Source organism: Marinobacterium nitratireducens (genome assembly GCF_014645375.1).
GTDB lineage: Bacteria > Pseudomonadota > Gammaproteobacteria > Pseudomonadales > Balneatricaceae > Marinobacterium_A > Marinobacterium_A nitratireducens.
This window is the reverse complement of the sequence record NZ_BMLT01000006.1, coordinates 50,283-69,147: the sequence shown is the minus strand read 5'-3', so window position 1 is coordinate 69,147 and position 18,865 is coordinate 50,283. Positions and strand designations below refer to the sequence as shown.

Annotated in this window: 23 protein-coding genes; 9 read left to right on the top strand and 14 right to left on the bottom strand. The window is 64.7% G+C overall.

The window, feature by feature from the left end; genetic code table 11:
- Positions 1-8: 8 nt before the first annotated feature.
- Positions 9-332 carry a hypothetical protein gene (locus IEX85_RS12740; protein WP_188860991.1) on the top strand — a complete coding sequence of 108 codons (324 nt, stop codon included), beginning with the start codon at positions 9-11 and terminating at the stop codon, positions 330-332.
- 409 nt (positions 333-741) lie between these two features.
- Here IEX85_RS12740 and IEX85_RS12735 read toward each other — a convergent pair whose 3' ends face one another.
- Genes IEX85_RS12735 through IEX85_RS12720 form a run of 4 tightly spaced genes read right to left on the bottom strand, consistent with a single transcriptional unit; the run spans position 742 to position 3,855 of the window.
- The gene (locus IEX85_RS12735) at positions 742-1,359 is read right to left on the bottom strand and encodes a histidine phosphatase family protein (protein ID WP_188860990.1); all 618 of its coding nucleotides are present in this window, start codon (positions 1,357-1,359) and stop codon (positions 742-744) included.
- Entirely contained in the window at positions 1,347-2,423 is a 1,077-nt protein-coding gene (gene cobT, locus IEX85_RS12730) for a nicotinate-nucleotide--dimethylbenzimidazole phosphoribosyltransferase (protein ID WP_188860989.1), read from the bottom strand. Before cobT ends, IEX85_RS12735 begins: the two co-directional genes overlap by 13 nt.
- Entirely contained in the window at positions 2,420-2,932 is a 513-nt protein-coding gene (gene cobU, locus IEX85_RS12725; RefSeq protein ID WP_188860988.1) for a bifunctional adenosylcobinamide kinase/adenosylcobinamide-phosphate guanylyltransferase, read from the bottom strand. The genes cobT and cobU overlap by 4 nt, the downstream gene beginning before the upstream one ends.
- A complete protein-coding gene (locus IEX85_RS12720; protein ID WP_188860987.1) occupies positions 2,929-3,855 on the bottom strand; it encodes a cobalamin-binding protein in 927 nt (308 codons plus the stop codon). The genes cobU and IEX85_RS12720 overlap by 4 nt, the downstream gene beginning before the upstream one ends.
- A 55-nt stretch (positions 3,856-3,910) precedes the next feature.
- On the opposite strand from IEX85_RS12720, the gene IEX85_RS12715 reads away from it, so the two are divergent.
- A complete protein-coding gene (locus IEX85_RS12715) occupies positions 3,911-5,086 on the top strand; it encodes an NnrS family protein (RefSeq protein WP_188860986.1) in 1,176 nt (391 codons plus the stop codon).
- Positions 5,087-5,495: 409 nt separating this feature from the next.
- The gene (locus IEX85_RS12710) at positions 5,496-6,095 is read left to right on the top strand and encodes a Z-ring associated ZapG family protein (RefSeq protein ID WP_188860985.1); all 600 of its coding nucleotides are present in this window, start codon (positions 5,496-5,498) and stop codon (positions 6,093-6,095) included.
- Between the two features lie 135 nt (positions 6,096-6,230).
- Here the strand turns inward: IEX85_RS12710 and IEX85_RS12705 are convergent, their stop codons facing one another.
- Complete coding sequence (locus tag IEX85_RS12705) at positions 6,231-6,992, bottom strand: Nif3-like dinuclear metal center hexameric protein (protein WP_188860984.1); 762 nt, start codon at positions 6,990-6,992, stop codon at positions 6,231-6,233.
- A gap of 136 nt (positions 6,993-7,128) precedes the next feature.
- Between IEX85_RS12705 and IEX85_RS12700 the strand changes: the two genes are divergently transcribed.
- The gene (locus tag IEX85_RS12700) at positions 7,129-8,292 is read left to right on the top strand and encodes a S1C family serine protease (RefSeq protein WP_188860983.1); all 1,164 of its coding nucleotides are present in this window, start codon (positions 7,129-7,131) and stop codon (positions 8,290-8,292) included.
- Between the two features lie 124 nt (positions 8,293-8,416).
- Here the strand turns inward: IEX85_RS12700 and hisD are convergent, their stop codons facing one another.
- The 9 genes from hisD to IEX85_RS12655 form a co-directional block, all read right to left on the bottom strand.
- The gene (hisD, locus tag IEX85_RS12695) at positions 8,417-9,727 is read right to left on the bottom strand and encodes a histidinol dehydrogenase (RefSeq protein ID WP_188860982.1); all 1,311 of its coding nucleotides are present in this window, start codon (positions 9,725-9,727) and stop codon (positions 8,417-8,419) included.
- Position 9,728: 1 nt separating this feature from the next.
- Positions 9,729-10,373, bottom strand: coding sequence for an ATP phosphoribosyltransferase (hisG, locus tag IEX85_RS12690; RefSeq protein ID WP_188860981.1), 645 nt, complete (start codon positions 10,371-10,373; stop codon positions 9,729-9,731).
- 78 nt (positions 10,374-10,451) lie between these two features.
- Positions 10,452-11,714, bottom strand: a complete 1,263-nt coding sequence (murA, locus tag IEX85_RS12685; RefSeq protein WP_188860980.1) for a UDP-N-acetylglucosamine 1-carboxyvinyltransferase — start codon at positions 11,712-11,714, stop codon at positions 10,452-10,454.
- Between the two features lie 69 nt (positions 11,715-11,783).
- Positions 11,784-12,026 carry a BolA family protein gene (locus IEX85_RS12680; protein ID WP_188860979.1) on the bottom strand — a complete coding sequence of 81 codons (243 nt, stop codon included), beginning with the start codon at positions 12,024-12,026 and terminating at the stop codon, positions 11,784-11,786.
- Between the two features lie 181 nt (positions 12,027-12,207).
- Positions 12,208-12,504 (bottom strand): STAS domain-containing protein, encoded by a 297-nt coding sequence (locus IEX85_RS12675; protein ID WP_188860978.1) that lies wholly within the window; start codon positions 12,502-12,504, stop codon positions 12,208-12,210.
- Positions 12,504-13,142 carry an MlaC/ttg2D family ABC transporter substrate-binding protein gene (locus tag IEX85_RS12670; protein ID WP_188860977.1) on the bottom strand — a complete coding sequence of 213 codons (639 nt, stop codon included), beginning with the start codon at positions 13,140-13,142 and terminating at the stop codon, positions 12,504-12,506. The genes IEX85_RS12675 and IEX85_RS12670 overlap by 1 nt, the downstream gene beginning before the upstream one ends.
- Positions 13,143-13,150: 8 nt before the next feature.
- Entirely contained in the window at positions 13,151-13,609 is a 459-nt protein-coding gene (mlaD, locus tag IEX85_RS12665) for an outer membrane lipid asymmetry maintenance protein MlaD (RefSeq protein WP_188860976.1), read from the bottom strand.
- Positions 13,610-14,392: a lipid asymmetry maintenance ABC transporter permease subunit MlaE gene (gene mlaE, locus IEX85_RS12660; RefSeq protein WP_188860975.1), complete on the bottom strand. Its 783-nt coding sequence runs from the start codon at positions 14,390-14,392 to the stop codon at positions 13,610-13,612. It lies immediately after the preceding gene.
- Between the two features lie 3 nt (positions 14,393-14,395).
- Positions 14,396-15,205: an ATP-binding cassette domain-containing protein gene (locus tag IEX85_RS12655; RefSeq protein ID WP_188860974.1), complete on the bottom strand. Its 810-nt coding sequence runs from the start codon at positions 15,203-15,205 to the stop codon at positions 14,396-14,398.
- A 344-nt stretch (positions 15,206-15,549) separates the two neighbouring features.
- Between IEX85_RS12655 and IEX85_RS12650 the strand changes: the two genes are divergently transcribed.
- Genes IEX85_RS12650 through lptB form a run of 5 tightly spaced genes read left to right on the top strand, consistent with a single transcriptional unit; the run spans position 15,550 to position 18,853 of the window.
- Positions 15,550-16,524: a KpsF/GutQ family sugar-phosphate isomerase gene (locus tag IEX85_RS12650; protein ID WP_188860973.1), complete on the top strand. Its 975-nt coding sequence runs from the start codon at positions 15,550-15,552 to the stop codon at positions 16,522-16,524.
- The gene (locus IEX85_RS12645; protein ID WP_188860972.1) at positions 16,521-17,066 is read left to right on the top strand and encodes a KdsC family phosphatase; all 546 of its coding nucleotides are present in this window, start codon (positions 16,521-16,523) and stop codon (positions 17,064-17,066) included. Before IEX85_RS12650 ends, IEX85_RS12645 begins: the two co-directional genes overlap by 4 nt.
- Positions 17,066-17,632, top strand: coding sequence for an LPS export ABC transporter periplasmic protein LptC (gene lptC, locus IEX85_RS12640; RefSeq protein ID WP_188860971.1), 567 nt, complete (start codon positions 17,066-17,068; stop codon positions 17,630-17,632). The genes IEX85_RS12645 and lptC overlap by 1 nt, the downstream gene beginning before the upstream one ends.
- Positions 17,622-18,128, top strand: coding sequence for a lipopolysaccharide transport periplasmic protein LptA (lptA, locus tag IEX85_RS12635; RefSeq protein WP_188860970.1), 507 nt, complete (start codon positions 17,622-17,624; stop codon positions 18,126-18,128). The genes lptC and lptA overlap by 11 nt, the downstream gene beginning before the upstream one ends.
- Positions 18,125-18,853: an LPS export ABC transporter ATP-binding protein gene (gene lptB, locus IEX85_RS12630; protein WP_188860969.1), complete on the top strand. Its 729-nt coding sequence runs from the start codon at positions 18,125-18,127 to the stop codon at positions 18,851-18,853. Before lptA ends, lptB begins: the two co-directional genes overlap by 4 nt.
- The last annotated feature ends 12 nt before the right edge of the window (positions 18,854-18,865 follow it).

Genomic DNA, 18,865 nt, shown 5'->3' with positions numbered 1-18,865 from the left:
GAGGACGCATGAAAAAACCACTGTTGCTGGGTCTGCTGATGACGCTGCCGCTGCCGGCACTCGCCGACTGCGCCCTGGATCAGGCGTACTGCCGCGTCGAGTGCGAAGTGCGGCACTTCAGCGACGAGGCCGCCGTCAATGGCTGCAAGGCACGCTGCGCCGTGCAGCGCGCCATCTGCTCCACCGGCGCCGGCGCTGAAAGCGCGGTCGAGCTTGGCAAGGAAGGCGCCGATGCCGCAGCCGACGTCACCCAGGACGCCTGGGACAACACCAAGTCCTTCATCAAGGGCCTGAGCGGATCGGAAACCGAGGAAGAGCCCGAGGACCGCTGAGCGGCCGTTAGTCGCGGCGGGAAAGTGCCCGAAAGTGCCCGTGGTGAGCATATTCGGCATGGTACCAAACTCGATTCGCCCACGCAGTGGTCTCCTGCAGATCGCGCGGCCTCCCGATATTGTAGGAGCTCGCTCCGCGGGCGATCACCCGCGGTGCAAGACCGTTTCGCCATAAGGCACGGCTCCCACGGTTCGGCAGGACCTGCGAATCTTGTGTAGGAGCCCGCTCCGCGGGCGATCTTTTCGGGAGCCTTTCAAAGCCAGAGGATCGAAGCCTGCACCCGGTTCGCCCGGGGACCGGGCTCCTACAGCTGTTTCGTGGGAGCGGCGCACCCAAACGTACGGGCACTTCCCCCGCCGCGAACGCTTTGGCACGGCACCGGATTCGATTCGCCGCGAGGCGCGGCTGCTACGGGTCGAGTCGCCCGGAGGGCAAGCGGTTCAGATAGACAAGCTCGAACCAGGGATTGTCCGGATCGAGGCCGATGTTCACCCGGCTCAGCGATCCGGTATCGATGCGCAGCTGCGACCAGGCCGCCGCCGGCAGACCCAGCCTGGTACCGATCAGTGCACGTATGACGCCGCCGTGGGTCAGCAGCAACAGGTGACGGTCCTCGCCGGCCGCCAGCCGCGACACCAGTCCCTCGACCCGCGCACACAGCGATGCGATCGACTCGCCCCCGGGCGGCGGGCTGGCTGCAGGATCCTGCCAGAATGCCAGCACCCGTTCGCGGTCATCGCGCCAGACCTCGTCGTAGCGCCGGCCATCCCAGTCACCGAAGTCGTACTCGATGAGCGCCTCCTCCACCACCAGAGGCAGTGAAAGCGCGGCCGCCAGCCGCTGGGCGGGTTCGCGACAGCGGCGCAGCGGCGAGCACAGCACGCGGCTCCAGCCTGGCGATGCGCGCTCCCAGCCCCGCATCTGCGCAAGCCCCTGCGGCGTCAGGGCCGGGTCGCTGCGCCCCCGGTAGGCACCCGTCCCGTCGGCGTCGCCATGGCGCAGCAGATCGAGCGTCAGGGCCGGCATGGATCGGAATCCGCAGGAGGTTCGGACACGCCGGCTTCGTCGAAGGTCGCCATCTCGCTGTGCAGCCGACAGGCGCTCTGCAGCAGCGGCCAGGCCAGTACCGCGCCGCTCCCCTCCCCCAGACGCATATCCAGATTCAGCAGGGGACGGGCATTGAGCGCCTCCAGCAGCAACCTGTGACCTGGCTCCGCCGAGCAGTGGGCGAAGAACAGCCAGCGCGCCAGCGACGGCTGCAGGCGTACGGCCAGCAACGCCGCCGCTGTCACGATAAAGCCGTCGACCAGCAACGGCAGACCGAGCTGGCCCGCGCGCAGGCAGGCACCGCTCATCGCCGCTATCTCGAAACCGCCCAGCCTGCGCAGCAGTTCCAGTTCGTCGCCGGCCTCTGCATGCAGTTCCAGCGCCCGCCGTATGCAGGCTTCCTTGCGCGCCAGGCCGGCCGCGTCGACGCCGGTACCGCGCCCCAGCAACTGCGCCGGCGGGCACCCGAGCAGTGCAGCGCCAAGTGCGCTGGCGGCGCTGGTATTGCCAATCCCCATCTCGCCGGCGATGAAGAGATCGCTGCCGGCGTCCGCGGCGGACTCGACGCGCTCGGCACCAACCGCCAGCGCCGCCTCGAGCTGGTCTTGCGTCATCGCAGCACCCTGGCTGAAATCCGCGCTGCCCGGAGCCAGCGACCGGTCCAGCACCCCGGCTGTGGGCGGCAGCGGTTCGACCGTGCCCAGGTTGATCACCTCGAAAGCCGCGCCACTGTGCCGCGCCAGCACCGATACCGCAGCGCCCCCGGCGGCGAAATTCAGAATCATCTGCGCCGTCACCGCCTGGGGATAAGCCGAAACGCCGGACGCCGCGATACCGTGATCGGCCGCAAATACACTGACATGGCAGCGCTCCAGGCGTGGACATTCGCGCCCCTGCAGCCCCGCCAGCCTGATGGCCAGCGACTCCAGCTCACCAAGAGACCCGGCGGGCTTGGTCAGCCGCGCCTGGCGCCTGCGGGCCGCCTCCGCCGCCTGAGGATCCGGCGCTCGCAGCGGCGCCCGGATCCAGCTTAACTCCGTCATTTCACCTCCATTGGCAGTCCGGCGACGCACAGCGTCACCCGGTCGCACAGCTGCGCAAGGCGCTGATGCAACCAGCCGGCCCGGTCCTGAAAACGCCGGCTCAGCTCGCCCATCGGCACGATGCCCCAACCCACTTCGTTGCTGACCAGCAACAGTTCTCCGCGGCTTTCCCCGACCAGCCGGTTAAGCGCCGCAAGCTCGCGCTCCATGGCATCATCGTCCCCGGCCAGCAACAGGTTCGTCAGCCACAGCGTCAGACAGTCCACCAGCACGCAGCAGCCGGCCTCGAGCAGCGGCTCTATCGCCGCCGCCAGCTCCGTCGGCGCCTCGACCAGTCGCCAGTGTGCCGGACGATCCGCACGATGCCGCGCGATGCGCGCCTGCAGCTCGGGATCGTCACCGGGCATCATGGTGACGATAACGGCCACCTCGAGGCCGCTGTCCGTCGCCCGCTGCTCTGCCAGCCGGCTCTTGCCCGAGCGGGCGCCGCCCAGTATCAGTTGCTTCAATCGCCTTCCTCCGTTGCCTGGTGGGGATCAGCAGCCCGTTCAAGTCCGAGCCTGGCACGGGCGTCATCCAGGTCTCGGCACAGCTGCTGCGCGCCGTACAGCGCCCGCACGGTTGCCCGGTGCATCCAGTCTGCCTCGAGCTGGTAGAACAGGTCGTGCTGCACCGCAGGCAGCTGCGGCCAGCGCCGCCAGCGCTCGCGCCAGTTGGCGGGCGCCTCCTCGGTGGTGGTCACTATCACATCCGGGCTGGCGGCCAGCACCGCCTCGACTCCAAGCCCGGGCGCCGCTTCCGGCCGCCCCGCAAACGGATTGACGCCGCCGCACAGCTGCAGCATGCGATCGACGAGCTGCGACCCATTGACCGTCATCAGCGGCTCGTGCCAGAGCTGGTAGAACACTCTCAACGGCGGCGCGTTCCGGTGCCGCACGGCCAGCTTCTCGACCCCCGCTTCCAGTTCCTTTGCCACCTGCCCGGCCGCCTGATCGCGCCCGGTAAGCCGACCGAGCCGGCGCAGCTCTCCCGCGATTGTCGCAAAGGAGTTCGGGTCCGATTCGAAAACCGGAATCCCGAAGTCGCGCAGACGCTGCAGCTGGACCGCATCGTTACCGGGTGGCCAGGCGATCGCCAGATCCGGCTCCAGCGCCAGTGCCTGCTCCAGACTGAGCCGCTCGTAATTGCCAATACGCGGAATCGCCAGCGCCTCCGGCGGGTAGTCGCTGTAACTCACGGTGCCGACGACAAGGTCGCCCGCGCCTATGCTGAACAGGTTCTCCGTGACATGGGGGGCGAGCGCCAGTATGCGTTGCGCCGGCGCCTCGAGAACAATCGTGCGACCGCTATCGTCGACGACGGCAATCTGCGCCAGCGCGGGCAGCGACAGCAGCAGCACAAAGCACTTTATTAAAATGTATTTTTTGCACATAATTAATCGTATCCGCTGACCGCAGAGTATATCGAAATCCCGCCGGAGCGTGCCCATGATACCGCTGCAGGAAAGACACATCCCGAGCCCTTTCTCCCTGTTCAACCTGGGTTTTCGCCCATTCTTCATCGCCTCGGCCCTGGCCGGCGCCGGGCTCATCGGGCTCTGGCTGCTGAGCTGGCCGGCAAAGATCCCCTCGGCCTACTTTGACTCGGGCCTGGTATGGCACGCGCACGAAATGCTGTTTGGCTTTGCCACCGCGGTGATCGCGGGCTTCCTGCTGACGGCGGTACGCAACTGGACCTCGATCCAGACCCTGCGCGGCCCCTGGCTCGCCGGCCTGACCCTGCTTTGGCTGGCAGGAAGAGCCGTTCCGCTGCTGCCGGCACCGCCCTGGCTCACGGCCCTGACCGACCTGAGCTTCCTCCCGCTGCTGGCCGCCGCCCTGGCCTGGCCGATTCTTCGGGCGGGCAATTACCGCAACCTGGTATTCCTGCTGCTGCTCGCAGGACTGTTCGCCGGCAACCTGCTGGTACACCTCGAGCGGCTCGGCCTGACCGGGAACACAGCGCTGACCGGACTGCACCTGGCGCTCTACCTCATCGTCGCGATGATGCTGCTGATGGGCGGCCGGGTGATTCCGTTTTTCACCGAAAAGGGACTCGGGGACTTCAGCGCCCGCCGCCATCCGTGGCTCGAGCGCCTGGTGATGCCACTGGCACTGCTCTGGGCCCTGTGCTGGGGGCTGCAGTGGCAGCTGCCGGCACTGATACTGAGCGCAGCGAACCTGGTCCTGCACGGCTGGCGCCAGCGCGGCTGGATCGATGCGCGCATTGCCCGGGTACCGCTGTTGTGGATTCTGCACCTGGGATATCTCTTCATCACCGCCGGCTTCGCGCTGCAGCTGATCGTCGCGGCGGCCGGGTGGCCGCCGTCCATCGCTCTGCACGCCTTCGCGGCAGGTGCCATCGGCTCGCTCACCCTTGGTATGATGGCACGCGTGAGCCTCGGCCATACCGGACGCACTCTGCAGACCCCGGCGGGCATCGGTCTGGCGTTCGCGCTGATGCTGCTGGCAGGCGTACTTCGCATCGTGCTGCCGCTGGCGCCGGTGTCCTATGGGCTTGCGCTGCACCTGTCCGGTACCTGCTGGATACTGGCCTGGCTGCTTTACCTGTTCCGCTACGCCCCGATGCTGTGCCGCCCGCGCGTCGACGGGCTCTATGGCTAAGGAACCTATGAATAAGTCCCCAATGAGTCTCTGGCTTTCAGCGCGAGCCGGAATCGAGGCGCAGCTTTGAAGGCATGCTGGTGGCCTGTCGAGAAGCTGCAACAATGAGTCCGGTTCGCGCTGAAAGCCCCGCAGGGCGGGCCCTGAAGCATGCATCTGCGTTGTTGCAGTGCTTGACAAGGACTAAGGCCATTGCCTGCGCACTGCGCCTAGCAGCTGCACGCTTCAGGACCCGCAGAGGACAACTGGGACTTGTTCATAGGTTCCAGCCTCAATTGGCCGGCGATAATAGGCATTACCAGTCGATTGCTTTAATCTATCGAGAGTCACTGACAACAGGGCCCTTAACCCGATAATTCCATTCGGGTTATCATGAACATCTTGTTAAATCCAGCTGTGAGGATTGACTGTGGAACAGACCAGCGTATGGATCATCGGTGTCGTCGCGCTCGCCATTGGCGGCCTGATCGGCTACCTGCTCGGCCGTTCCGGCTCGGATGCCGGCGAACGCGCGTCCCTTAACCGCCAACTCGACGAGGCACGCGAAGAACTTGGCAGTTACAAGCAGGAGGTGGCCGAACACTTCGAGAAAACTGCCGATCTGGTCAACCAGCTTACCTGCGCCTATCGCGATGTGCATCAGCATCTGGCGCAGGGTGCCCAGAGTCTCGGCGCAAGCGAGTCGGCCGCCCTGGCCCTGGAAGATGCAATGCAGCCGCGTCTCGAGATTCCGGAGCCTGCAGAAGCGCCCGGCAAGCAGACCATCCCGGTGATGACCGACGTGGTGCCGAACGAAGAGGCCGAAAAGATTCCGGAGCCGCCACGCGACTACGCCACCAAGGCCGACGACGAGGAAGGCACCCTGTCCGAACGCTACGGCCTGGAGCGGAAAGCCGACGCTGCGGACGACGTCCGCGATCCGGCCGAGCTGGCCGAGTTCAAGCGCAAACAGCAGGAGCAGAAGCAGGAACCGTCCGGCGATCAGGAGAAGGAACGGGCTGCGGGCTGAGAGCAGAAGTTACGGGTTACGGGTTACGGGTTACGGGTTACGGGTTACGGGTTTAAGAGTAGGCGTCACAGGTCACCTGTCACTCGTCACCCGTAACGCATCACTTGTCACTCGTCACCTGTGACCTGTGACCTGTCACACCGGATTGTCGATATCGGCGAAGCGCCATTCCAGATCGAAGCGTTCGGCCAGATGCCCGGCCAGCGCCTGCACGCCGTAGCGCTCGGTGGCGTGGTGACCGGCGGCGAGGTAATGAATGCCGTTCTCCCGGGCACTGTGCACCGTCGGCTCCGAAATTTCACCGGACAGATAGGCATTCACGCCCTGCGCCACGGCCTGCTCGATATAGCCCTGGGCAGCCCCGGTGCACCAGGCCAGGCGCTCGATCGGCTGCCCGCCACCTTCGATGCACTGCGGCTCCCGACCCAGTATGCGCGCCACCCGGGCAGAGAAATCCGCCAGCGACTCCGGGCTGTCGAGACGACCGAGCAGCCCCACCGACCTCGGGTTGCCGGGTTCCAGCGGCCCCTCGATGGTCAACCCCAGGCGTTTCGCCAGTTGCACGTTGTTGCCAAGCTCAGGGTGCACATCCAGTGGCAGATGGTAGGCCAGCAGGCTGATGTCGTGCTGCAGCAAAGTCGCCAGCCGGCGCTTCTTGATGCCGCGGATACGGCTGTCCTCGCCTTTCCAGAAGTACCCGTGGTGCACCAGTATCAGATCGGCATCCCAGGCCACGGCCTCATCCAGCAGCGCCTGGCAGGCGGTCACGCCGCACAGGATACGCCGCACCCGGGGCCGCCCCTCCACCTGAAGGCCATTGGGGCAATAGTCGGTTATCTGGCCGCTTTGGAGCAGCTCGTCGCTGTACTGCACCAACTGGTTGAGCTCGATCGACATACGCTTGAACACCTCGAAACAGATCCGCTTACGCTTGGAACACTAAATAATGGGCAACACTGCTGCCGCAATTCACAATACTCGCTGTCTCACCGTATAATTGCATGATTTATCGAGGCAATCACCCGGGCCGCCCATGCGCAAGTCTTCTTTTCTGATCTGGCCGATCGTCGCTGGCGTTCTGGCGGCAATCGTCATCCTGCAGCTGTTCCCGGACCTGCTGAGCCCGCAGATCAACACCGTCGAAATTCGCGAGGCGCCGGTGAACGAACGGCCGGCCTCGAGCCTCGGCGAGGGCCCGGTGTCCTACTCCGCAGCGGTCGAGAAGGCCGCCCCGGCGGTGGTCAATATCTACACCCGCACCCTGGTCAAACAGCAGGCCAACCCGCTGCTGGAAGACCCGTTCTTCCGCCGCTTCTTCGACTTCGGCAACCGCCCGCAGCGCGACCGCATCGAGTCGAGCCTCGGCTCCGGCGTGCTGCTCAGTCATCAGGGCTATATCGTCACCAACAACCACGTCATCGCCGGCGCCGACGATGTGCTGGTCGCGCTGCGCGACGGACGCGAGGCCCGTGCCACCGTGATCGGCACCGACCCCGAAACCGATCTGGCGGTGCTGAAGATAGATCTGCCGGATCTGCCGAGCATCGAACTGGCCTCGTCCGAAACGCTTCGGGTCGGCGACGTGGTCCTCGCCATCGGCAACCCCTTCGGCGTCGGCCAGACCGTGACCATGGGCATCATCAGCGCCACCGGGCGCAACAGTCTGGGCCTGAATACCTATGAGGATTTCATTCAGACCGATGCCGCCATCAACCCGGGCAACTCCGGCGGTGCCCTGATAGACGCCTACGGCAACCTGATCGGCATCAACTCGGCGATTTTCTCCAAGTCCGGTGGCTCCCAGGGCATCGGTTTTGCGATTCCGTCGAACCTGGCGCGACAGATTCTGCAGGACCTGGTCGAGCACCAGCGGGTGATACGCGGCTGGATCGGCGTCGAAGTGCAGGAGCTTACGCCTCGGCTGGCGGAAAGTTTCGGCCTGGACGAAGCCCGCGGCCTGATCATCGCCGGGATCTTCCGCGACGGCCCGGCCCACCTCGCGGGCCTGCAGCCGGGCGATATCATGACCGCCATCGGTGGGGTCGAGGTCGAAGACAGCCGCAGCTCGATGAACCAGATCGCCGCGCTCAGGCCCGGCGACGCCATCGACGTCGAAATACTGCGCAACGGCAAGGCAATGAGGCTCAACGTTCAGGTCGGCGAACGGCCACCGCAGCAGGAAGAAAGGGAAAGGTGACGGGTTACGGGTTACGGGTTACGGGTTACGGGTTACGGGTTTACGATAGGCACCGTTACCCAGAAACGAAAAAGCCCCGATAGGGTTGCTATCGAGGCTCGTATCACGCGTCAAAGATAACGCGTTACCCTTTCTTGATCCGATACTCGGCCGAGCGGGCGTGGGCGGTAAGGCCTTCACCGCGGGCCAGAATCGAGGCCACCTCACCCAGTTCGGAGGCGCCGTCGGCGGAGAACTGGATCAGCGATGAGCGCTTCTGGAAGTCGTAGACGCCAAGCGGCGACGAGAAGCGCGCGGTGCCGGAGGTCGGCAGCACGTGATTGGGTCCGGCGCAGTAGTCGCCCAGCGACTCCGCCGTGTAGCGTCCCATGAAGATGGCGCCGGCATGACGAATCTGCGCCAGCATCGCCTGCGGATCCTCCACCGACAGCTCCAGGTGCTCCGGCGCGACGCGGTTGGCCACCTCGGCCGCCTGATCCAGATCCGCCACCTTGATCAGCGCGGCGCGGTTGCGCAGCGAGATTTCGATGATCTCGCGACGTTCCATGGTGGGCAGCAGCCGCAGCATGCTCTGCTCGACGCGATCCAGGTAGTCCGCATCCGGGGAGATCAGGATCGACTGGGCGTCCTCATCGTGCTCGGCCTGGGAGAACAGGTCCATGGCGACCCAGTCCGGGTCGGTCTTGCCGTCGCACACCACCAGGATCTCGGACGGTCCGGCGATCATGTCGATGCCGACCAGTCCGAATACCGCCTTTTTCGCCGTGGCGACGAAGATGTTGCCGGGACCGACGATCTTGTCGACGCGGGGCACCGTCTCGGTACCGTACGCCAGAGCGGCAACTGCCTGAGCGCCGCCGATGCAGAACACGCGATCGACGCCGGCCAGCGCCGCCGACGCCAGCACCAGTTCGTTGAGCACGCCACCGGGGGTCGGCACCACCATGATGATCTCGCCGACACCTGCGACCTGCGCCGGCATGGCGTTCATCAGGACCGACGACGGATAGGCGGCCTTGCCGCCGGGCACGTAGATGCCGACGCGATCCATCGGCGTCACCTGCTGTCCGAGCAGGGTTCCGTCCGCTTCGGTATAGCTCCAGGACTCGCCCTTCTGACGTTCGTGGTAGCGGCGCACGCGCTCCGCGGCTTCCTCGAGCGCCCGGCGCTGTGGCGCCGGCAGATTGTCGAGCGCCTGCTGCAGGCGCTCGCGACCGAGCTCGAGCTCCGCCATGGACGACACGCTGAGTCGATCGAAACGGTTGCTGTACTCGACCACGGCGGCGTCGCCCTCGGTGCGCACACGGGCAAGCACTTCGTCGACAATGCCGTTGACCCTGTCGTCCGACACGCTTTCCCAGGCCAGCAGGCGATCGAGCGCCGGGCCGAAGTCATCCTGGCTCGCATCGAACCGCTGTATTTTCAATTCTGACATCTCACTCTCCGCGCCGTGCCACGACAGCCTTGGCCATGCCGTCGACGATCGGCTGAATCTGATCGTATTTCATCTTCATTGAGGCCTGACCGACCACCAGCCGCGAACTGATCGGCGCGATCAGCTCGAGCGGCTCGAGACCGTTGGCACGCAGCGTGTTTCCGGTGTCGACGATATCGACGATCTGATCGGCCAGCTTCATGATCGGAGCCAGTTCCATGGCGCCGTAAAGCTTGATGATATCGACCTGAATCCCCTGCCGGGCGAAGTATTCCTTGGTGATGTTGACGAACTTGGTGGCGATGCGCATGCGCCCGCTCACGGGGCCCGCGTCCACCAGCCCCGCCGTCATCAGCTTGCAGCGCGAGATTTCCAGGTCCAGCGGCTCGTACAGCCCCTCGCCGCCATGCTCCATCAGCACGTCCTTGCCCGCGACACCCATGTCGGCGCCGCCGTACTCGACATAGGTCGGCACGTCGGTGGCGCGAATCACCACCAGCTTGACATGTTCGTGGTTGGTATCGAATATCAGCTTGCGGCTGCTGAAGATATCCTCGGCCGGTACGATGCCGGCCGCCTCGAGCAGCGGCAGCGTCTCTTTCAGGATACGCCCCTTCGAGAGCGCGATAGTCAGCGGTTGTGTCATAGCAATTCCAGGCCCGGAAGTTTCATGTACGTAACGATCGTTCGAACAGCCATTCGCCCGATCGCCGGGTATTAAGTCTTATCCCGGCACGCGGCGGATACGCGCACCCAGCAGCTGCAGTTTCTCTTCGATGCACTCGTAGCCGCGGTCGATATGGTAGATACGGTCGATCAGGGTTTCGCCCTCGGCCACCAGCGCCGCAATCACCAGGCTCGCCGAGGCCCGCAGATCGGTTGCCATCACCGGCGCGCCCTTGAGCCTGGCGACGCCTTCGATCATCGCGGTATGACCGTCGATATTGATCGACGCCCCCATGCGAATCATCTCCTGCATGTGCATGAAGCGGTTTTCGAACACCGTTTCCTTGATGCGGCCCACCCCTTCGGCGACCGCATTGAGCGCTGCGAACTGCGCCTGCATATCGGTCGGGAAGGCAGGATAGGGCGCGGTGGTGATGCTCACGGCCTTGGGACGACGGCCCTGCATGTCGAGTTCGATCCAGTCCTCGCCGGTGGTGATCTCGGCACCGGCCTCGGTCAGCTTCTGCAGCACGGCCTCGAGGATTTCCGGATCGGTGTTGCGGCAGCGTACCTTGCCGCCGGTCGCGGCGGCCGCCACCAGGTAGGTGCCGGTTTCGATTCGGTCGGGTTGCACCCGGTGACGCCCGCCCTTGAGCGAGTCCACGCCCTGCACGCGAATGGTATCGGTGCCGTGGCCGCTGATATTGGCGCCCATCGCGATCAGGCAGTTGGCAAGATCGACGACCTCCGGCTCGCGGGCCGCGTTCTCGAGAATGGTTTCACCCTCGGCGAGCGTCGCAGCCATCAGAATATTCTCGGTGCCGGTGACCGTTACCATATCGAAGAACACCCGCGCGCCCTTCAGGCGGCCGTTGGAGCGGGCCTTGATGTAGCCGCCCTCGACCTGAACGTCGGCGCCCATCGCCTGCAGCCCTCGGATATGCTGGTCGACCGGACGGCTGCCGATGGCGCAGCCGCCCGGCAGCGACACCTGCGCCTCGCCGTAGTGGGCCAGCAACGGGCCCAGCACCAGAATGGAGGCGCGCATCGTCTTGACCAGATCGTAGGGAGCGTGGAACTCGCGAATCGACCGGGGGTCGACCTCGACATTCATCTTTTCGTCCACCAGCAGCTCGACGCCCATGCGCCGTACCAGCTCCAGCATGGTGGTGATGTCGTTGAGGTGCGGCAGATTGCCGATCGTGACCGGTCCGTCGGCCAGCAGCGTCGCCGCCAGAATCGGCAGCGCGGCATTCTTGGCGCCGGAGATGCGCACGTCCCCTCTAAGGGTGACGCCACCCTCGATCAAAAGCTTGTCCATCAGGAATCCTGTCGTTATCTGCCTGAGGGTGCCAATGGCGACGCCCCGGCCCTTGTTCTGCGGGTCGAATCAGCCCTGGAGCGACTGCCACTGCTCCGGGGTATAGGTCTTGATGGTCAGCGCGTGGATGGTGCCGTTGGCGATATGCTGCTGCAGGCACTGATAGACCAGCTGCTGCTTTTTCACCGGCGTCAGGCCCGCGAAGACCTCTCCGACCACCGTGACCTGAAAGTCGCAGCCCTCACCGGCCGGATAGACGGTACAGCCGTCGAGCTCGGATTCGATTATCTGTTTAACGTCTTCAGCTTGCATGCTGGTCTCCAAAAATACGGGTTCGCCGCCGGTATCCGGCGGCCGACCGGACGCACCCCAAGCGCGCGCGTCCGGACGAACTTTTACGAAACAGGCGCCGAATGATAGCGGAATGCATCCAAAAAGGCGACGCCGGGGCAGCCGGTACAGCGAGGCAGGCATGACCTGCCACCCGGCAGACTCAGGCGTCGAACAGAGATTCCAGGCCGACCAGCCTGGCGATGGACATAAGCTCCTCCGGCACACGACGCGCCTCCAGCGTCACACCGTGGCGCTGCGCTTCGCGCTGGCAGCACAGCCAGAGCGACAGCGCCGAGCTGTCGACACTTTTGACTGCGGCGAAGTCGACTGCGCAGTGACTGTTGCCGGTGGCGATCAGCCGTTCCAGCCGGCTGCGTATCGCTGTCACCGTGGCGAAGCGCAGGTCGCCCCTGAGCACCACCCCGTCCGGCTCGCGAATTTCGACCGAAGCCTGCATCAGGCCTCCTTCGACGCCACCCGCGCCTCGACCTGGCTCTGCCAGCCGTCGATGGCCTGGGAAATGTTGCCGTTGCTGCGTTCGGCGAGATCGGCGAACTGGGTGGTGAAGGTCAGACGCAGGTTGATGCCGTCGACGATGACGTTGACCAGCTGCCACTGACCGTCACGCTCCAGCATGTAGTTGACCAGGGTGTACTTGGTGCCGGCGCCGGAGTAAACGTCCAGCGTCACCACCTGCTTGTCGGGCTCGGGGCTGTCGGCAGCCGGGGCCACCAGCTCGACTCGGCTGATTTCGAAACCGGCGATCGCCTTGGTGTAGGTCTTGACCATGGTATGACGGAAGACCTCGGCAAAGCGGGCGCGCTCCTCGTCGCTGGCGCGGCGATAGTACTTGCCCATCACCCGGCGGGCGATGTAATCGAAATCCACCACCGGCCCCAGCGTCTGCTCGATTGTCGCCATGGATGCTTCCAGCCCGGCGTCACTCTCGGCGTCGACGCCCCCTTCCAGCAGCGCCACCATATCCTCGGTGACCTTTTCCACCACCTGACTGGCCTCATCCCAGTGGGGATCGGCCTGCACCAGCGGCGACAGCAGCGCCGCAAAAATAGCGAAACTCGCCAGCCAATGTTTCATCGCACACCTCACTCACTGACTTTGTTGAAAAGAAACTTGCTCACCAGATTTTCCAGCACCAGCGCGGACTGGGTATTCTCGATCATGTCGCCATCCTTCAGCATCTCGTCGTCCGCACCGGGAATGATGCCGATATACTGCTCGCCGAGCAGGCCGGCGGTGAGGATCTGCGCGGAGCTGTCGCGGCTGAGATAGTCCGCCGACGCATTGATATCCATTTCGACCACCGCCATCAGCATACGCTCATCGATATGGATCGAACGCACCTGACCGATCTGCACCCCGGACAGGGTGACCTTGGCCCGCGGCGCCAGTCCGCCGATGTTCTCGAACCGGGCCGTGACCCTGTAGCTGCCTGCACTGTCGGATACCGTGAGGCCGCTGACATTGAGCGCCAGCAAAATCAGCGCCAGGATCCCCGCCAGCATGAAACCGCCGACACTGATCTCCATTACTTTGGTACGCATTTACAAATCTCCAAACATCAAGGCGGTCAGAATAAAGTCGAGCCCGAGCACCCAGAGCGACGCATAAACGACGGTACGGGTGGTGGCCTGACTGATCCCCTCGGAGGTCGGTACACAGTCGTAGCCCTGGAACACGGCGACCCAGGTCACGACAAACCCGAAGGCCACGGCCTTGATCAGTCCATTGAGAATATCGTCGTAGAAATCCACGGAGTGCTGCATATTGGCCCAGAAGGAGCCTTCGTAGATTCCCAGCCAGTCGACGCTGATCAGCGACCCGCCCCAGACGCCGACGATGGCGAAGATCGCCGCCAGTATCGGCAGGCAGATAAATCCGGCCCAGAAGCGCGGCGCAATGATCTGCCGGTACGGATCGACACCGATCATTTCGAGGCTCGAGAGCTGCTCGGTGGCCTTCATCAGACCGATTTCCGCCGTCAGCGCCGAGCCCGCCCGGCCCGCGAACAGCAGTGCCGCCACCACCGGCGCCAGCTCACGCACCAGGCTGAGCGCAACCATCTGCCCTACCGCCTGCTCCGAGCCGTAGTCCACCAGGATGGTGTAGCCCTGCAGACCGAGCACCATGCCGATGAACAGCCCGGATACCAGGATGATAATCAGCGACAGCACGCCGACGAAGTAAATCTGCTTGATCAGCAGCGGAAACATTTTCACCGGCTGCGGACGCGCCACCAGCGCATGCATCAGCAGCTGGCCGGAGCGACCGATGGCACCGAGCCGCGTCAGGCCGTAGCGACCCAGCGCCTGTATCTGATCCAGCATCGATCAGCTCCCTTTCATCAGTTCGGCACGGTAATCGTCGGCCGGATAGTGGAACGGCACGGGCCCGTCCGGCAGCCCCTGCATGAACTGGCGCACCTGCTCAGACTCGACCTGCGCCAGATCGTCCGGCGTGCCGTGGGCGATCACCGACCCGTCGGAAACCAGGTATACGTAGTCAGCAATACCAAGAGTTTCCTTAATGTCGTGTGAAACGATGATGCTGGTATGCCCCAGCGCCTGGTTGAGGCGACGGATCAAATTGACCAGCACGCCCATGGCGATGGGGTCCTGCCCGGTGAACGGCTCGTCGTACATCACCAGATGCGGATCCAGCGCAATCGCACGCGCCAGCGCCACCCGCCGCGCCATGCCGCCGGACAGTTCGCTCGGCATCAGCGCGCGGGCGCCGCGCAGGCCCACGGCCTGGAGCTTCATCAGCACGATGTCGCGGATCATCTCCTCCGGCAGGTCGGTGTGGACCCGCAGGGGAAAGGCGACGTTCTCGAACACGCTCATGTCGGTAAAAAGGGCACCGCTCTGGAACAGCATGCCGAGGCGTGCACGCACCTCGAACAGGTCCTTGCGAGACAGCGTCGGGATATTGGCTCCGTCAAGCTCGATACGGCCACTGTCCGGCAGCAGCTGACCGCCAATCAGTTTCAGCAGGGTGGTCTTGCCGGTGCCGGATGGTCCCATGATGGCGGTCACCTTGCCGCGCGGGATACGGATATCCAGGTCACGGAAAATGGCACGATCGCCGCGGGAGAAGCTGAGCTTGCGGATATTGATGATTACATCTTCGAACATGTCCATACACTGAAGCGGCGGCCCAGCCTTGTATCCGCCGACGCACGACCTCCGGGGGGTAAAATAAAAGGCGCCAATATATCACTGCAGCGCACAAAGCGGAAATAGCACGAACGCCGGTAGAGGCGCCTGCGAGGCGGCTTTCGGCCCGGCCCGGGCGACCTCCGCCGCGGCGCCGGACTTGCACGCCCTTTCCATTCTGTTTTAATAGGCGGCCTTTGGCTCCCCGGGGAGACACCATATTGCGCTTCGCCGGCCACCACAGTGGCGGCCGGGCGTCCGATTCGTGTCGCTGCCCCGGCCCTGCTGTACAATAATGAGCATTTCAAGGAGCACCGGGACTTAAATCCATGAGCAAACCCTTCGACTACCTGAACGCCGCAAGGCGCACCATCGAGCTGGAGCGCGATGCCGTTGCCGACTTGCTCAATCACCTGAACGGCGACTTCACCCGCGCCTGCGACCTGATGCTCAACTGCGAAGGCCGCGTTATCGTCACCGGCATGGGCAAATCCGGCCATATCGGCAACAAGATCGCCGCCACCCTTGCCAGCACCGGCACCCCGGCCTTTTTCGTGCACCCGGGCGAAGCCAGCCATGGCGACATGGGCATGATCACCGCGCGGGATGTCGTGGTGGCGCTGTCCAACTCCGGCGAGACCTCGGAGGTCGTCACCATACTGCCGCTGATCAAGCGCATGAAGACCCCCCTGGTCAGCATTACCGCCAATCCGGGCTCGACACTGTCCCGCGCCGCCGACGCCAGCCTGCATATCGGTGTCGAGCGCGAGGCCTGCCCGCTGGGACTGGCCCCGACCTCCAGCACCACCGCTCAGCTGGTACTGGGCGACGCCCTGGCGATCGCGCTGCTCGAGGCCCGCGGCTTCAGCGCCGACGACTTCGCCTTCTCGCATCCCGGCGGCAGTCTCGGCCGGCGCCTGCTGCTGAAGGTTGAGGACCTGATGCACAAGGGCGACGACGTCCCGGTCGTGACCCGCACCACGCCGATCTACGAGGCACTGCTCGAGGTCACCCGCAAGCGCCTGGGAATGACCGCGGTGGTCGATGAAGCCGGTCGCCTGTGCGGCATCTTCACCGACGGCGACCTGCGTCGCACCCTGGATCACGAGGTCGACCTCAAGAATACCCCGATCTCCGAGGTGATGACGCCCAACGGCACCGTGGTCGAAGCCGGCATCCTCGCCGCCGAGGCGCTGCAGATCATGCAGGAGCGCCAGATCAACGCGCTGCTGGTACTGAACGAGCATCGCCAGCCGGTCGGCGCGCTCAACATGCACGATATGCTAAAGGCGGGAGTAATATGACGACTCTGGCGACACCCCTTTCCGACGAGCTCAATGCACGCCTGCGCAACATTACCCTGGCCGTGTTCGACGTCGATGGCGTTCTGACCTCCGGGCAGCTGCACTTTCTCGCCGACGGCACCGAGGTCAAGGACTTCAACATCCTCGACGGCCTCGGCATCAAGCTGCTGGCACGGGCCGGTATCGAAACCGCGATCATCACCGGCCGGCGCTCGCCGCAGGTGGAGATGCGGGCGCGATCGCTCGGGATCACCCACCTGCGCCAGAGCCGCGAGGACAAGCTGGTCGCACTTGAAGAGCTCTGGGCCGAAACCGGCCACAGCGCCGCGACCACCGCCTATATCGGCGACGACTGGCCGGACCTTGCGGCTATCCGCGCCGTCGCTTTCGGCGCCACCGTACCCAACGGCCACCCCCTGGTGCGCGAACACGCCGACTGGTGCAGTACCCGCGCCGGCGGCAGCGGCGCCGGCCGCGAGTTCTGCGAGCAGATTCTCAGCGCCCGCGGCCAGCTCGACGACCTGGTTGCGGAGTACCTCTAGTGCTGAGCAGCCGTTCGCGCCTGGCGCTGGCGACCGCCCTGCTGGCTCCGGTGCTGCTGTACTGGGGCTTCGACCGCGGGCCGAGCGAGCCTGAGGTGCGCGCGCTCGAAGGCAATGTCACCAACACCGACTTCTACCTGCGGGATGCCCGTATCCAGCAGTTCGACGCCGACGGCAGACTGCACCAGCAGTTGCAGTCGCCGGAGCTGGAGCACTATCCCGAGCCCGGCCTGCTGCAGGCCAGCGAACCCCGCATCGAGCTTGCCCGCAAGGGCAGCGAGGGCCGCATCAGTATCGAGGCGGCCGAGGGCATGCTCATGGACAGCAATGAAAGGGTCGACCTGAGTGGCGACGTGCGACTGCACGATGAGACCGCAGACGGCCCGGGACTGCGCCTGGAAACCAGCTCACTGACACTGCTGCCGCAGCAGCAGTACGCCGAGACCGACGCCAGGGTGCGCATTCTCGCCCCCGGAGGCGAAACCCGGGGACGGGGCATGAAGGCCTATCTTGAAGAACGCAAAGTTGAACTACTGTCAGAGGTCGAGGGCCGCTATGAAAACTAATACCCGCTCCTGGCTGGCGGCGCTGCTGGCCGTCGCCATGTCCGGCGCCGCCCTGGCGCTGCCGGAAGACCGCAACCAGCCGATCAATATCAGCGCCGACCAGGCCACCATCGACGACCTCAGCGGCACCACGACCTACAGCGGCAACGTCAGCATCGAGCAGGGATCGATGAAAATCACCGCCCGCCAGGTCGACCTTTACCGCAGCGATGGCGACGTCGATCGCATCCTCGCCACCGGCAATGTGCACTTCCGGCAGCAGGCGGCGCAGGACAAGCCCGTCACCAACGCCTACGGCGAGCGCATGGACTATCGCATCGCCCGGCGTGAAATCACCATCACAGGCAACGCCCGGGTGGTGCAGCAAAAGGACTCCTTCACCGGCCAGAAGATCGTCTACAACCTCGACAAATCCCTGGTCAACGCCTTTGGCGGCGAAGGCGGCGAAGGGCAGCGGGTGCAGATGGTGATCCAGCCCAAGGGGGCTGCGCAATGACCAGCGTGCTGGAAGCCCGCCAGCTGGCGAAAAGCTACAAGGGCCGCGAGGTGGTACGCGATGTTTCGCTGAGCCTTCGCAGCGGCGAGATCGTCGGCCTGCTGGGCCCCAACGGCGCCGGCAAGACCACCTGCTTCTACATGATCGTAGGCCTGGTCAACGCCGATCGCGGACAGATCCTTCTCAATGGCGACGAAATCACGCCGCTGCCGATGCACGGCCGCGCCCGCCGCGGACTCGGCTATCTGCCCCAGGAGGCCTCGATCTTTCGCAAACTCAGCGTGCGCGACAACCTGATGGCGATTCTCGAGACCCGGCGCGACCTCGACCGGGCCGGGCGCGAGAAGCGCCTCGAGGAGCTGCTGGAAGAATTTCATATCGTGCATATCCGCGACAGCCTGGGCATGGCCCTGTCCGGTGGCGAACGGCGCCGGGTCGAGATCGCCCGGGCGCTGGCAACGGAGCCGACCTTCATTCTGCTCGACGAGCCCTTCGCCGGCGTCGACCCGATTTCGGTCAATGACATCAAGAACACGGTGCGGCACCTGCAGGAAAAGGGCATCGGCATACTGATCACGGACCACAACGTGCGCGAGACGCTCGACATCTGCGAGCGGGCCTACATTGTCAGCGAAGGCGGCATCCTGGCCCAGGGCGCACCGCAGGAAATCACCGCCAACGAAAAGGTCCGGGCCGCCTACCTCGGCGAGCAATTCCGCCTCTGACCCTCAGGATGC